Origin of the sequence: Wolbachia endosymbiont of Drosophila innubila (assembly GCF_021378375.1) — a bacterium.
Lineage (GTDB): Bacteria > Pseudomonadota > Alphaproteobacteria > Rickettsiales > Anaplasmataceae > Wolbachia > Wolbachia pipientis.
Genome location: NZ_CP076228.1, coordinates 366497 through 380990 on the forward strand (window position 1 = coordinate 366497; position 14494 = coordinate 380990).

Below are 14494 nucleotides of genomic sequence, written 5' to 3' on the forward strand. Positions count from 1 at the left end.
ACCATATGAAAGCCCACTCTTCTTTGTCATCCCAGTACGTGACGTTATTTCCATCCAAGATGATGTCATTCCAGCACTTGACACTGGCATCTAGTTTTCTTTACAAATTCACCAAAAGTGCTTCATTCTATAACGCAAAACCCATACTCACCAAACCCAATGCATTACTTGCAATTAAGTTTCCTGGATCCCAGTGTCAAGCACTGGGATGACACCTTTTCCGGTAGAAGATCACTATCAAATCACATTGCTCTGGTCATTATGATCACCATTATTTTGTTCAACTGATTGATCGACCCCAGGTGAAGAAGAATCATCATAAGGTTGTGTGTCAGACTTTTCTTCGTCAGACCCAAACAACCATGAAAAAAAACCACCAAAAAATGATGCAATTAATGAAAAAGGCTTCATAAGTATACTAAACAAACTACCAAAAAAAGAGCTCGGCTGTTCTTCTGTTTGTGCAGGTTCTGTGGAAGCAACAGGACCTACATCGTTGTCTTGTACATCAGTTCCTTGTTCTGCACTGGTGGTGCTGGTTTTTTCCCCTTCTTTGCTATTATCTGATTGTAGTTCAGTATCATCACCTACTCGTTTTTCTTCCTCTTGACCCCCTTCACTATCTGTCGATGATCCACCCGCTGAACCATCATCAGATTTTTCTGCGGGTTGCAATAGAGTTTTTATTCCTTCATCAGTGGCTAATTTGAAAGGAGTGTTTCCATGTTTATCTTCTATATTAACATCGATTCCATCTTTTCCCAATAGGGCTTCTACTGCCTCTTTATGGCCCTTTACAACGGCCCAATGTAAAGGAGTCTGTTCTGCAAGTTTATCTTTTATATTAACATCGATTCCTTCTGCTCCCAGTAGAGCGTTCAATACATTTATATCTATGTTGTCCTTTTTAGCAGCCAAATGCAAAGGAGTCCTGTCATCTTTATCTTGTGCATTAACATTGATTTCTTTTGCTCCCAGTAGAGCGTTCAATACATTTATATCTATATTGCCCTTTTTAAGGACCAAATGTAAAGGAGTTTCGCCATATTCATCTTGTGCATTAACGTTGATTCCTTCTGCTCCCAGTAGAGCGTTCAATACATTTATATCTATGTTGTCCTTTTTAAGAACAGAATGTAAAGGAGTATCTTTCTTGTTATTTGGTAAATTAACATTGATTCCATCTTTTCCCAATAGGGCTTCTACTACCTCTTTATGGTTCTTTACAGCAGCTAAATGTAAAGGAGTTTCTTGCAACCAATCTGTTGCATTAACATTGATCCCATTTACTTTCAGTAGGGCTTCTACTACCTCTTTATGGCCCTTTTCAGCAGCCCAATGTAGAGGAGTCTTGTTATCTTGATCTTTTACATTAACCTTTGCTCCTTCACTTATTAGACTGTTTACTTCCTGAATATTACCGCTTTTAGCAACCTCAAGTAATTTAGCTGTGCTTTGTAATAGAGTTTTTATTTCTTCGTCAGTAGTTAAAACTAAGGGAGTGTTTCCCTCTTCATCTTCTGCATTAACATTTGCCCCTTTGTCCAATAGAGCTTCTACTACCTCTTTATGGCCCCATACAGCAGCAATATGTAAAGGAGTCTCTCCTCTTTATCATTTTCTACCTTAACATCTGCTCCTTCACTTATTAGACGGTTTACTGCATCAATATCACCTCTTTCAACAGCCTTAAAAAAATTATCTCTACTTTGTGAATTACTCATCCTACACCTCTTTGTAAAACTATATTGTTATGATAAAGTCGTTAATAATCTATGAGCTCTCACCCCCTGTAAAATTATATTATCATGATAAAGTCATTAATAACCCATGAGCTCTGGATCACGCAAATAATGGTTATTCCCTGTGTTTTTCAGTACATTTGAGCTGGCTGTACATAAGAATCGCAATTGTAGAGCATGCTATTGTTAATAGTAAATTTGGTAAAATACCATAGCGAAAAAATTTTCCTACTATATATATTCCAATAGCCCCAAACATCATATTGCAGAATGAGAGGACTGCACTACCAAGCCCTATACCTTTGATCGTTTCTAAAGCAGAAGTTACGTTATTGCTTATTATTAATGCAAGTCCGATATTGGCTGGAATCCAAGCAGTTTGAAGAATGAATATATTCAACTTGTCCGCGAAATAAAAATATACCAATAAACTATCGGATATTATCGGTAACACCAAACCTATTATTAGCATTTTGCTAACCCCTACTTTTGGTACATACCTTCTATTAATTAAAGTTCCAATTATGTAGAATATGACTATGATCGATATGAGGTAGCCAAAATACTGTACTTCAATGCCCATCGATTCAAATATGAACGGGTAGTTAGCAATGTATGCCCAAAGCCACATGAAAGTTAATCCATGAATGGCTGAAAACCCAAGGAAACGATAATTTCTAAATATTGATATATATTGCTTGAAGATATTAGTAGTTATGTTAGTTATACTGGTTTCATTTTTATTTACAGTGAGTGTTTCTTGTAACTTAAAGTAGATAAAAATAAGTATAGCAATTGCCGCGAGTGACATAATAAAAAACAAAAATTTCCAATGATACCCATGTGAAATTATATAACTGCCCACCACTGGAGCTATTCCAGGTGAGAGTGCCACAACCATATTTAATTTTGAAATTACTCTCGAGTATTCACTACCCGAGTACATATCCCTTATTGCTGCATACCCAACAACACCTGCAACACCAGCTCCTGCCCCTTGTATGAAGCGAATTAGTATCAAGAGCATAATACTGTCGGCTATATAACACATGACACTTGCCAAAGTAAAAATTGTCATACCAATCAGCATCATTGGACGCCTACCATAATGGTCCGATAATGGACCATAAATTAAGCCAGATACCGCAAATCCAACTAGATTTAAGCTAATTGTAAGCTGCACTACACTGCCTTCTACTTTAAAATAATTGGCAATGCTTGATAGTGCAACTGAGTATAGGTCAGTTGCCATATCGACAATTGCTACAGACAATATCATAATAAGAGAGATGATATTTTGCGAAAGAGCTGTTTTCACTTAATGATTTACTGGATTAAATATACTTAATTATAATGTATTTTTTTCATTAGTATATTAAATTAACTACTGAAATTAAGAGTAGCTATTCAAGAAAAAGCCTGTGAAGGCTCTATCCAGTAGGGCAGTGCCATGACTACTTGGATCTAGTTTCCATTATACAATTTCATCAAAGCAGTTTACTTACTTGCAATTAAGTTTCTGGATCCAAGTAGTCATGGCACTGGGATGACAGGAGAAGGAGGCTACTTAGATGACACCCTCCTAGTGGATTCAAATCACAATGTTCGTACAGTTATGTGCTTTGACACTGAAATCTTAAGCTAAAATCATGAAAAGCACGAATTTCAATATCTTACCTTTGATTATTCACTTTAAGCTTTAAGTCTTCAACAGAAGATGCATTTGCCTCACTTACTACCTTTAGTGGTTCACCAAGGCTATGTTCCACTTTTGTCTCAAATTTAAAGCCCAATTTTTCGCAAAGCTTCTGAAAATATTCAACAATAACATCAAACAAATTCTTACCACTTACTTTGTAGTTTTTTAGCTCTTTAGGAATGGTAAGAAGTACTTTACCATCTTCATATGTTACATTTTTATCTTCACATTTCAGTTTTAGAGGTTGTCCGGAAACAAGTAAAAGGCTATAATATCTGAAATTTTAGTACGGGGTAAAGATGAGAAAAAAGTATCCAACAGATCTAAGCGAAAGGGAATGGGCAAGAATAGAAAAACACTTCAGAGTATCATACAAGAAAGGAGGAAGGCTGCCAAAGTATAGCAAAAAAGAAATATTAGAAGCAATTTTCTATGTATTGCGTACAGGGTGTCAATGGCGGTATTTACCAAATGATTTTCCGCTATGGAAGACTGTGTATGAGCAGTTCAGGCAATGGAAGAAGCAGGGAATTTTTGAGAAAATGAATTATGAAATTACAAAATATAGTAGAAGAAAAATAGGAAAGAATGAGCAGCCGAGTGCCTGTATAGTAGATAGTCAATCTGTAAAGACTACAGAAAAGGGGGGATCAAAGCTATGATGGAAGTAAAAAGTAAAGGGTAGAAAAAGGCATATAATTACAGACACTCAGGGTTTTATACTAGGTTGTTACGTAGGCGCTGCTAACGAAAATGATAGAGATGGTATTAAAATAGCATTAAACAATATGAGAACAAAATATACTAAAGTTAAAAAATGTGGGCTGACATGGGATACCAAGGAAGAAATTTAAAGAATCACATAAAGGAAGAATATGACATAGATATTGAAATTGTTAAAAGGCCTCCATGTAGATTTTGGGTGCACAAAGATACGCCACCTGAGCTACTACCAACAAGAGAACAAGGGTTTAAAGTACAGCCAAGAAGATGGGTTGTAGAAAGGACTTTTGCTTGGGTTAATAGGAATAGAAGGCTATCGAAGGAGTATGATTTACTCACAACATCCACTGAGAATTTCATATACCTAGCTATGAGTAGGGTTATGTTAAAGAGGGAATATGCTTGAATTTACTAGTTTCCGGACAACCTCTAAACTCCGCTGAACTGCAAAAACCTGGTGTTTCGATATATGTACAATCATCATAGTTAAGCATTTTTGTATATTTCATGCTAAAACTAAGCTTTATACAATTGGGTTCACGACAATCCATAATATACTCTCTTGTCATACAGTTGCTTTGCGTTGACAAATGAAAAGATCCAAGAGCTTGACTCATATCATTAGGAAGAAAATGAGTATATCCGCCCTGATAATAGTTATTTATTAACTCCTCAATAACAGAGTTATTGGGAATTGTTGCACCAACGTGTTTAAACATTTCTGTAAAAATTTGTCTGAGAAATGGACGATAATTCCCTTTTCCGTTTTCATCCCGTAGAATTAGATTTTTATGTTTTGAATACAGATTGTTAATAAATTCGTTAGTTATTTTTTGTCCGTTAATAGCAAGGCCGTGTGTTCTATTAAGATCCTTATATGTTCCCTCACCAGAAATTACTTCGTCCCAAGTGTTAGCTTTGAAATCAGCATATTTGAGCTTCTTCACTTCAGCTTTCAACGCATTGACCATTTCCTTTGACATGTTATATCTCTACCATTAATACCTGTATATTAATTCTAGCACTTACTTTATTAAATTTCAATTACTAAATGAATTTATCACTTTCACTTCCGTATTTTCCAGCGAGTCACCGTAAGTCACTGCTTTTAGGTAAAACTTTTTTCCCCTTTGCACTTCGAAAGATATTACTGAATCATCAAGCAGAGTAAATTTTTCACCTGCGGTGTGCTGATACTCTTTGGTGCCCTCTTGCCCTCTAATTAGGTTGCTAAGCTTATATTTATTTTTATCTATAAGTTCGGCACTCTGAAATTTTACTATCTCTTTTCCAACCAGTGCTAAATTGCTTACATTTATAGTACTAACATTAGTGCTTGTAAAACCCTCTTCTGTCATCCCAGTGCCCAGACACTGGGATCCAGGAGAAATATGGTCAAGCGCTGGAATGACACCATCACTTAAATAATGGTTATATGAAGAACTCAATACACCAAAACGTAACACTACTATAAGCCCCTCGTCGGTAGATTCCATTACATATCCGTAAGTAGACTGCTTGTTTGTGTTTGCGATAGGCTTATAATCCTTATCGTTGTACGAAATAAAGAGTGTTGCTCCTTTCCAATTCTTTTCCTCACTAATTAAAGTAAAGCTTGCACTATTACCTTTAATATCCGGTAAATCTATCATTTCTACGATGGTTTTGCTGATATGAGAAGGAGGGTATTCCTTCAGCATAAGTGACCTTGTTGAAGGAAAAGAAAGCTTATATATAGAGTGATCATAACCAACGCCAATTACTTGAATGGACATGCTTTCAAATTTCGTTTTTATAATTCTCACCGTATGTTTTTTCTCACTGTCTAAAATCGTTATTACATCACTTGGCACAAGCCACGCATATTTTATCGGTAGCTTGAAATTGTATATATTTCTCTCTTGCCACGAAGAATAAAGTAAAACCTCAGCGATATTTTGCGCCTCTCCCTCCTCCATAATGAGCGGTATTTCAACTGTTATAGCAGCGCCTTGCTTTGGCAACTCAGCATATTTAACATCAATTGGATAGCCAAAATTGCGATTAAAATAAACGACGTTAACTTTATTGTTTAAATCTAATTGACTGATATTAGCAAGTTTTGAATTGTTACTGAAAACCGTTTCACCAATTGGTATTTCAGTCGTAACTCCCCTGCCCTTTTGGACAAATTTCAGTTTAGAGTCCTGTTCAACCACATCAAAAAAATAGCAATTTTGCAGCATTTTAATAATTGAACGTACCGATTGCTGGTCATTTATTACATATCCAGACAATAATTCTTTAACATCACTCGTATCGAACTGATCGCTTTTTAAACCTGCTTTTTGTAATAGATCCGATAAAACATCGGAAATATTAAGCTGTGAAAGCTTTCCCTGAATCCAATGTCCTGTCTGCCAATTATGGCAGTCAGTCCACATATCACACAAATTGGGGAAATAAGGAAATGGCCTTGCATCCCATGCCCAGAGAAACATTTTTTCTACCATTTCCGAGCTTTGCCACTTCTTTAGCGTTCCTTCAATTGCAATTTTTTGCGAAAGAAAGCTCACCTCTCCGTTTGAATATCGTGGATATTTGCTCTCTATGCTGCCTTTATCAACAAACACATTTGGCTCATTAGTGCAGCCGTTCATACTGGGAAATCCATACTCAGTAAACCATATTTTTTTCATTTTTGGTTGCCATTTCGTTTTACTACCACTGGGGTTTATGTGAGTTTCACTCCACCATTTCTCTATATTTTTCCACGCATACCTGCTGTCGTTATACTTTACTTTTTCAGGTTCACTCTTTGAGTAATCATAGAAATAATCATACCCCACTCCACTGCTCCAACCACCCATTACATCTTCCGCGGAATAACCAAAAGGAGGCTCTGGACCATCAGTCAGTGGAAAATAAGCATCTATGCCAATAACGTCGATGTACTCTGAAGACCAAAGCTCATCCATATTATACCAACCATCATATGAATGGTATTCACTCCAATCAGCAGCGTAAGTTACCGTTACTTCTTTTCCAAGCTGAAGTTTTATTCGCTTTGCAAGCTTAACTAGCTCTATAACGGCAGGGTAATTCCCTTGTTCATCCCTGATTTTGGTAAGTTGCGCAAATTCAGATCCGATGATAAACCCTTCCACTTTAGTTTGTTTGGCAATGCTTGCATAATGCTCTATAAATTTGTTATATTGATTCTCAAAAAAATCACTTATATCCCCAGGGGTCCCGCTCAATTTTCCTCGCTACTCTTTGTTCTTTGTGTCAAGTAAGGGCATTGGATAGAGCATCACCTTGTAGCCTCTGCTGTGTAGCTCTTCTATATATCTTATCAACGCTGCATCACTAACTGTGCCACCATACCTTGGGTTTCCACTCGCATCTTTTGAAATTAGCTGAGCATTATCTCTGGTTACACCCCCTACTTGCCAATCATCAGGTAATATTGCGGAATCATCTTGAAATTCAACTGCAAGATATATTTTACAATCTTTAATGTTCAGATCATTCACAAACCAATTGACTACCACCGACACCAACTCAACATTTGGCAAATCTTCTTTTAATTGATCCAAAGAAAGCATTGCATCGCTCTTTTTAGTGTGGTTGTTGTGATTTACCCTTTGCGCCAGCCCATATGGGATATATTGGTTGCTGCTTATTTTCTCTTGCGCGATTTTCTTCTGTATTTTTGTATCATATACAAACTCACCTGAACCTGGTATGATATTGATATTCCGAATATTTTCCGCTATTGAAAACCCAACGGGCTTTAATGCAGTTCGCACTTCAAATGTAAATATCGGGACGCGATTGTTATAGTCTGCTAAAGGAAAATTCTTGATGACTATGTAAGATATTTCCCTATAAGCCGGCACATTCCCCTCTCCTTCAATTGATGACATAAATGGATCAGGATTTTGGTCTTCTCTGCCGCTGTAAAAAGTATAATCTATTTCATCAAAGCTAAGTGATGTTGTATCTGCCCAGATTCTGTTTAATTTTTCTACTTTCCCCTTGCAGATCGCAATTGCAAGCGTTGCGTAGTAATTATATGTAACGTTCATACCTCTTCCAATTTTGCTTTTGGTGGTTATCGCCTCTTCTTTTATTGGCTGTGACCAAATAATGTTCCCTGCAACACGAGCAGTGCCATAGATAATTGGAATCGTTCTGCCGTAGGTTGAGGTTTGAACTTGCAGATTTTTTAGTCTCGCACCATGCGTTACTTTTTGCTCGGCATCAAGGCCGAACATTGCCCCATCTAGCTGTGCACCAAGAAGAGCACCGAGTTCTGAGCCGATAATCCGGCCAATTGGACCAAAAATGCTGCCTGCTTGACCAAAAATTGATGATAAAATTATTGTAGACATGGTAATCCTCCTTTTGATAGATTTTTTTGAAATTGTTGAGAGAAGATCCAAGTATCACGCTACTTGGATGACAAGAAAGTGGTACTGGGATGACAGATACTATGATAAGAAATTCAGCAGCTTACAATGGATAGTTGAAGTTTTTAATTAAGAAAAGCACACAAGTAAACCGTGTAGCTATAGTTATTGTAAGCAACAATGAAAAAGTGCGGAAGTGAAAAATTTATGTTGATTTTATATTAATTTTTAGTACAATTTAGTATTATAATCTGGGGGTGCTAATGAAATTTGAAAGGTCGGAAGAAAATAGTAAAAGAGTCTTGTCTGGTACAAAATGGATTACTAATGTTGGTCAAAACTATCTTACATCACTGAATAATAGCACTAAACCAACTAGTTCTGGAAAAAAATTAATCAATGCTTTTTTACTTGTTCCAATCATCGTGCCTACTGCTATAACAGCATTATCTCTTAGCTTAACTATGCTTTTTTTGAATGCTGTTAATGTTCAAAAAGATGATTCTAAATTATCTAAAGTAATAAAGTTTATAGTTAGCTCTCTAATCTATATAGCTGCTACCGTGGTTTTAATTCCGTGCATTGTATTAAATCTAATAATTTCACTGATACCTGGTCTTATTTTTTATTACATTAATAAAGACATGTTTAGTCAAAAAGACATAAAAAACAGTCAAGGTCAACCAGTAAATAAAGTTGAGATAAGTAATGATAAAGAATACAATGAGCGTGTTGAAAAAGAAGCTAGCATATTAGGAACTGACCAACATCAAAATAATGAAGAGCACGAGCAAAATGAACTAAGGAGTAATAGTCAAAGTAATTCAGAACAACACCATTCAGCATATAATCAAGCATTAGTAAGTAATGGTCAACTACATAATCAACCGACTGTAGAAGTAATATCTCGAGAAGTGGGTAATACGCGATTTGTAGACCAGACTGTTATAGCAAAGGATATAAATAATGATGGTATACGAGATGGTGGAATGATGATGCGAGCAGTTGGAAATGATCGTAACTTCACTGCTTGTGGTGTTGTTACCGGAAATGCTACTAATAAACAAGAAGGTTTCGCTACTGCTATGAAGCTTTCATGTAACATTGTTGAAAATGGAATAGATTTCCAACTTGGCTGCAGTATGCGCACTGGAACTGACAAAAAGCAAGCAATTAAACATCTTAAGCAAAGTGAATCAGCGCAAACTTTGCTATCTGGTGATAGTGGAATATTGTCTATAGAGCAGTTTGGTAGCTCACAACGAAAGCAGTAATTATTTCACCAGCGGCAAAGTAATACCATGCTGATTCATATATTTTCCTTTCATATCATCATATGATTTCTCGCATTCACTTTCGCCGCTTAAAAATACGAATTGGCATGCGCCTTCATTAGCGTAAATTTTCGCAGGAAGTGGAGTGGTGTTTGAGAATTCGAGTGTGACATGACCTTCCCATCCAGGTTCTAAGGGAGTAACGTTTACTATAATTCCACATCTTGCGTAAGTTGATTTACCAACACAAATGACCAGTACATTCCTTGGTATACGAAAATATTCCACTGTACTTGCAAGCACAAAGCTATTTGGTGGAATTATACATACGTCTGTTTCCTTATCTATGAAGCTATTCTCAGAAAAATTTTTAGGGTCCACGATGGCTGAATTAACGTTAGTAAAAATTTTAAATTTATTATCCACTCTTGCATCGTAACCATAAGATGATAGTCCGAAAGATATAACACCTTTGCTGCTTTTGTGGTTCACAAAAGGTTCTATCATTCCAAAATTTTCAGCTTTTTCTCTTATCCATTTATCTGGCATAACTGGCATAATTGCCCCTTAAAGTTGTGTAATACTTACAATAATATAAAATAAAATTTAAATGTAAACTGTAGCTTTTGTCATGCAATTAAAGCTTTTCAGTTTGATTTTTTATTACAATAATTAGATTTATGTTCTTAACTAAAAATAATGCTTAGAAACTTTCTCCTGATTTTTGTATTCGTATTATTCACGCCGCTATCAAATGCTGATGCCAGGAAATACATCAGAATTGTTGGATCTTCAACTGTTTTTCCTTTTATCTCGTTTATAGCCGAAGAGTTCAACCGTGTATTCTCCTTTAAGACTCCAGTTGTGGAATCGATAGGAAGTGGATCAGGATTCAAAATGTTTTGCTCAGGAATAGGGGAAGACACTCCAGACATCACCACTTCATCTCGCCCTATGAAGGAAGTAGAAAGAGAACTATGTAAAAGGAATAAAATTAATGAAGTGATAGAAATCATCATTGGCTATGATGGAGTTGTCATTGCAAATTCAAATCAAAGCCATAGATTTGATTTCACAAAGAAGGACTTATTTGAAACTTTATCTGCATATTCTCAAGAAAATGATAAATTAGTAAAAAATAATAAGAAGTTTTGGTCTAATGTCAATCAAGCCTTACCAAAAACAGAAATTGAAATTTATGGTCCACATCAAAATACAGGTACATACGAAACTTTGGTTAATTCTATTATGCTTGATCAATATTCATGCATGAACTCGAGAATTTTCAAAGAGAATTATAAAGATCAGGAAGAAAGAAAGAAAGCATGTGGTAATATAAGGGATGACGGAAGGTATATAGAAGTTGGAATTAATGAAAATATAATAATACAAAAATTGAAAAGTAACAAGAACGCCTTAGGGATATTTAGTTTCAGCTTTTTAATGAGGAATCAAGATAAAATACAAGGGAGCACAATTGCAGGAATTGAGCCAACTTACGAAAATATATCATCGGGAAAATATATATTAGCAAGACCTCTATACCTTTACATAAAGAGGGAACACTTGGATACTGTTGATGGATTAAGAGAATTCGTAAAAGAAATTATAGATTCGATCGGCATTGAAGATGGGTACCTATCTAGGCTTGGTCTAATTCCACTTTCAAGTGAAGATATAAAGAAAGCTTCAGCAAAGGTTTATGATATAACGTGACGGCAACGTTTCTTTTATATTCTTTGTTCTAGCGTAGTCAGACCCAGCGCGGCGCGCTGGGATGACAATGGATTACTGATTAGGCAGTTCTGCGTTGTTGCAACACCCAGAAACAACCGGGTTCAAACTTTTCGTATTTGGACTTTCTGATTTCTCACAAACTCCTCCAATATAAGCTAGTACAGCCAATGCTGAAACTGCTGAAACTTCTAAAACTAATGCAACTACAGGATATGCCAGCACATAGGCTGCAATAGCACCAACTACGCATAGTCCAACAACGCCTAGAGCGATCTTCCCTTTGTATTCATTAAGCTTTATTTCTCTGTCCTTTTTATAACCCTTAACTTCTTGAATAAAGTCTTCAAGCCATCCCTCACCAGCTATATTAGCATACTCTTTTTGTTGCTTTTCAAGAGAACCTATTATATAGTTATCTTCTGTATTTTGACCTTCTCTATTAACCATGTGGTCTTCAAGCCAGAAGTTACGAACATCAGGGGAAGCTTTATCCCAAAGAAGTTTAGTGATCTCTTTTATCTTTTCAAATTCTTCTTTGCCAAGATTTCTTTCATAGTCAACCATCAGAGGATAAATTAACAAGCAATCAATATCAGTAGCATCACTCCAATATACATTTCGCGTCAAAACACTTTCTACATCTTCACCGCAATTCTCTAGTGCTGTTTTAACTTGATCAACATTAAGACTTCTTATTGCACGCCTTAGTGCCATATCAAGATCCATTACCTCTTGTGCTCTTCTATTTCTTGAATAACTGTTTTAAGAGCAGGTATGTTATAAAGGCCAAATCCTCGAAAACTCTCTATTGCACGACAACACACAAAATCACGAGTTTTCTGATTAGCAACTTTCCAAATTTGTTTAATGATCTCTACGTTTTCTCCAATTTCTCCTTGAACTTTAACTCCAGCGTCAAGACCAATAATAGCAAAATCTAAAAAATTATCTTTGTAACCAGCCCCAATCCCCTCGTGGTTCAAAACTGCTTGTATATTATCACATTCATTATTGTCGAATATGCCCTGGACCTTTTGAGGGTAGTTATTGCTAATTGCTATAATTAATGAAGCTCGAATTTTTTTTGTATATCAGTTAATTCAACCATATCTTACCTCTAATAAAAATTTAATTATCACACATATTTACAAGTAAATCAAGTATATTGTTAATAACTGTTAATAAAGGCCAACAAAATGCTTGACGTTAGAGTAGCTTTTATGGCTTTGTATAGCGAGGAAGTAATTCTATGAAAAATCATCAACGTTTACAAAATTTGCGTTCAATTGTATTTATTGTGGGAATATTCCTATTGCTGTTTAGCTTAGCAATGCTTATTCCTGCTATTACTAATAAATGTCTCAGTTACAAATGGAAAAATTTCCTCGCTGGATTCATAATTACCTGCACATCTGGCGCAATTTTTATTTTACTCGGTAAATTAAGTAGATTGCATGGAATGCCAGCAATTTTTGCGATTACTAGTTGCACCTGGATTGCCTTGTCTCTGTTTGCAGCTATTCCTTTCTATTTTGATAATCTGAGCTATGTTGATGCATTGTTTGAAACGATATCTGGCATCACAACCACAGGAGCAACTATATTTAATGATATTGAAAAACAATCTCCAGGAATACTGCTATGGAGAGCAATGCTACATGGCATGGGGGGTTTTGGTGTAATCACTTTAGGAATTGCAGTTTTTCCTATGTTTTAGGTTCTCAGCCTAAATAATTTACTTTATTCTGAGTATTCAGATGCTACCAAAAGGAAGTTGCCGAATACGCGAAGCGTAGTGATTCATGTTACGGCAATATATTATGGCTTAATTTTGTTATGTATATTTTCCTATTATCTAGCTGGTATGCCACTGTTTGATGCAATATGCCACGGAATGTCCTCTGTATCAACTGGTGGATTTGCTAACTATAATGATTCTATAGGGCACTATAATAACCCTATGTTAGAAGTCATAACGATCATTTTTATGATTTTGGGTTCTCTGCCTTTTCTTAGCTATTTAAAAATTATAAGACGGTTAGACATTTGCTATGATGAACAGGTCTCTTACTTTGTTAAGATAGCTACTATCTCATCTTTATTTGCTTGTTTTTGGTTGTATAAAAATGTTGATTTAGGAGTGTCATTATCATTTAGATGCAGCACATTTACCATCACTTCCTTGATTACGTCAACTGGTTATGCAATCTGTAATCATATAGATTGGAGTTTCATTTCAGTCTTAGCTTTTTTTCTCACCTTTGTTGGTGGATGTAGTGGTTCTTCAAGTGGTGGTGTCAAAATCTTCCGCTTGATTGTTCTTTTAAGGTCTATAAGAAATTACTTTTACCTTTTATTAAACCCTGATGCAGACAATGGAGTAAAATTCAATGGAAAAACCCTGGAGAATGATGAAATTCACTCTGTCTTTATATTTTTTGCAATTTTCATGTTAACGTTTACCATTTCATCAATAGTGATGTCTTACTTAAGCAATGCAGACTTTATAACTAGCGTCAGTTCAGTCTCTGCAACGCTTACAAACTCTGGTCCAGGGTTCAGCAACTTAATAGGTCCTTCAGGTCACTATTCTTCTTTCAGTAATGAAGTAAAATTATTTCTATCGTTTTTAATGCTGCTTGGCAGACTTGAAATATTGCCAATCTATTTTTGTATAGGTAATTTATTCTTATTTAATAGAGAGAAATAGTTGGTGAAACTTGATATTATAGCTAAACTGACTTACGACAATTTGAAAAACCGTCATTCCGCTACTCGTTAGCGATATCTATACCGCGAATAAATCCACAGATGTACGAACATTGTGATTTGGGCACACCAAGAAGAATGTCATCCAAGTAGCCCCTTTCTCGTCATCCCGCTACTTGTTAGCGGGATCTATGCTAAGAGATACCGCGAATGAAT

At 35.8% G+C, this 14494-nt stretch carries 11 protein-coding genes and 4 pseudogenes; 6 read left to right on the plus strand and 9 right to left on the minus strand.

What is annotated here, in order from left to right:
* Window positions 1-5: 5 nt before the first annotated feature.
* A complete protein-coding gene (locus J4T77_RS01830) occupies window positions 6-212 on the plus strand; it encodes a hypothetical protein (protein WP_138264940.1) in 207 nt (68 codons plus the stop codon).
* A 25-nt stretch (window positions 213-237) separates the two neighbouring features.
* On the opposite strand, the gene J4T77_RS01835 is transcribed toward J4T77_RS01830, so the two are convergent.
* The 4 genes and pseudogenes from J4T77_RS01835 to J4T77_RS01850 form a co-directional block, all read right to left on the minus strand.
* On the minus strand, window positions 238-1590 hold the full coding sequence (locus J4T77_RS01835) for an ankyrin repeat domain-containing protein (protein WP_233641160.1): 1353 nt from the start codon (window positions 1588-1590) through the stop codon (window positions 238-240).
* Complete coding sequence (locus J4T77_RS01840; protein ID WP_233641086.1) at window positions 1560-1724, minus strand: hypothetical protein; 165 nt, start codon at window positions 1722-1724, stop codon at window positions 1560-1562. The genes J4T77_RS01835 and J4T77_RS01840 overlap by 31 nt, the downstream gene beginning before the upstream one ends.
* A gap of 133 nt (window positions 1725-1857) precedes the next feature.
* On the minus strand, window positions 1858-3060 hold the full coding sequence (locus J4T77_RS01845) for a multidrug effflux MFS transporter (protein WP_458695075.1): 1203 nt from the start codon (window positions 3058-3060) through the stop codon (window positions 1858-1860).
* Between the two features lie 355 nt (window positions 3061-3415).
* Window positions 3416-3694: pseudogene (locus tag J4T77_RS01850) on the minus strand (hypothetical protein); the annotation flags it as partial.
* Window positions 3695-3740: 46 nt separating this feature from the next.
* Between J4T77_RS01850 and J4T77_RS01855 the strand changes: the two are divergent.
* A pseudogene (locus J4T77_RS01855) lies at window positions 3741-4570 on the plus strand (IS5 family transposase).
* On the opposite strand, the gene J4T77_RS01860 reads toward J4T77_RS01855, so the two are convergent.
* Window positions 4545-5147 (minus strand): hypothetical protein, encoded by a 603-nt coding sequence (locus tag J4T77_RS01860; protein WP_223823080.1) that lies wholly within the window; start codon window positions 5145-5147, stop codon window positions 4545-4547. The pseudogene J4T77_RS01855 and the gene J4T77_RS01860 sit on opposite strands and share 26 nt — an antisense overlap.
* 57 nt (window positions 5148-5204) lie before the next feature.
* Window positions 5205-8540, minus strand: a pseudogene (locus J4T77_RS01865) (glycoside hydrolase/phage tail family protein).
* A 281-nt stretch (window positions 8541-8821) separates the two neighbouring features.
* On the opposite strand from J4T77_RS01865, the gene J4T77_RS01875 reads away from it, so the two are divergent.
* Complete coding sequence (locus tag J4T77_RS01875) at window positions 8822-9832, plus strand: hypothetical protein (protein ID WP_223823077.1); 1011 nt, start codon at window positions 8822-8824, stop codon at window positions 9830-9832.
* Here J4T77_RS01875 and dcd read toward each other — a convergent pair whose 3' ends face one another.
* Window positions 9833-10390, minus strand: coding sequence for a dCTP deaminase (gene dcd, locus J4T77_RS01880; RefSeq protein WP_233641088.1), 558 nt, complete (start codon window positions 10388-10390; stop codon window positions 9833-9835).
* 141 nt (window positions 10391-10531) lie between these two features.
* Between dcd and J4T77_RS01885 the strand changes: the two genes are divergently transcribed.
* Complete coding sequence (locus J4T77_RS01885; protein ID WP_070356802.1) at window positions 10532-11548, plus strand: substrate-binding domain-containing protein; 1017 nt, start codon at window positions 10532-10534, stop codon at window positions 11546-11548.
* A gap of 72 nt (window positions 11549-11620) precedes the next feature.
* Here the strand turns inward: J4T77_RS01885 and J4T77_RS01890 are convergent, their stop codons facing one another.
* Window positions 11621-12295, minus strand: coding sequence for a hypothetical protein (locus J4T77_RS01890; RefSeq protein WP_223823076.1), 675 nt, complete (start codon window positions 12293-12295; stop codon window positions 11621-11623).
* Window positions 12295-12552, minus strand: a complete 258-nt coding sequence (locus J4T77_RS01895) for a hypothetical protein (RefSeq protein WP_223823075.1) — start codon at window positions 12550-12552, stop codon at window positions 12295-12297. The genes J4T77_RS01890 and J4T77_RS01895 overlap by 1 nt, the downstream gene beginning before the upstream one ends.
* Window positions 12553-12899: 347 nt before the next feature.
* Between J4T77_RS01895 and J4T77_RS01900 the strand changes: the two are divergent.
* Window positions 12900-13562, plus strand: a pseudogene (locus J4T77_RS01900) (potassium transporter TrkG); the annotation flags it as partial.
* A complete protein-coding gene (locus tag J4T77_RS01905) occupies window positions 13557-14279 on the plus strand; it encodes a potassium transporter TrkG (protein WP_233641161.1) in 723 nt (240 codons plus the stop codon). The pseudogene J4T77_RS01900 and the gene J4T77_RS01905, both read left to right, overlap by 6 nt.
* Window positions 14280-14494 lie beyond the last annotated feature (215 nt).

Excerpts from the sequence above, each read along its gene's own strand:
- dcd (WP_233641088.1), bottom strand. The coding sequence starts at position 10,390 with ATGCCAGTTATGCCAGATAAATGGATAAGAGAAAAAGCTGAAAATTTT.
- J4T77_RS01875 (WP_223823077.1), top strand. The coding sequence starts at position 8,822 with ATGAAATTTGAAAGGTCGGAAGAAAATAGTAAAAGAGTCTTGTCTGGT.
- J4T77_RS01840 (WP_233641086.1), bottom strand. The coding sequence starts at position 1,724 with ATGAGTAATTCACAAAGTAGAGATAATTTTTTTAAGGCTGTTGAAAGA.
- J4T77_RS01885 (WP_070356802.1), top strand. The coding sequence starts at position 10,532 with ATGCTTAGAAACTTTCTCCTGATTTTTGTATTCGTATTATTCACGCCG.
- J4T77_RS01860 (WP_223823080.1), bottom strand. The coding sequence starts at position 5,147 with ATGTCAAAGGAAATGGTCAATGCGTTGAAAGCTGAAGTGAAGAAGCTC.
- J4T77_RS01830 (WP_138264940.1), top strand. The coding sequence starts at position 6 with ATGAAAGCCCACTCTTCTTTGTCATCCCAGTACGTGACGTTATTTCCA.
- J4T77_RS01890 (WP_223823076.1), bottom strand. The coding sequence starts at position 12,295 with ATGGATCTTGATATGGCACTAAGGCGTGCAATAAGAAGTCTTAATGTT.
- J4T77_RS01905 (WP_233641161.1), top strand. The coding sequence starts at position 13,557 with ATGATTTTGGGTTCTCTGCCTTTTCTTAGCTATTTAAAAATTATAAGA.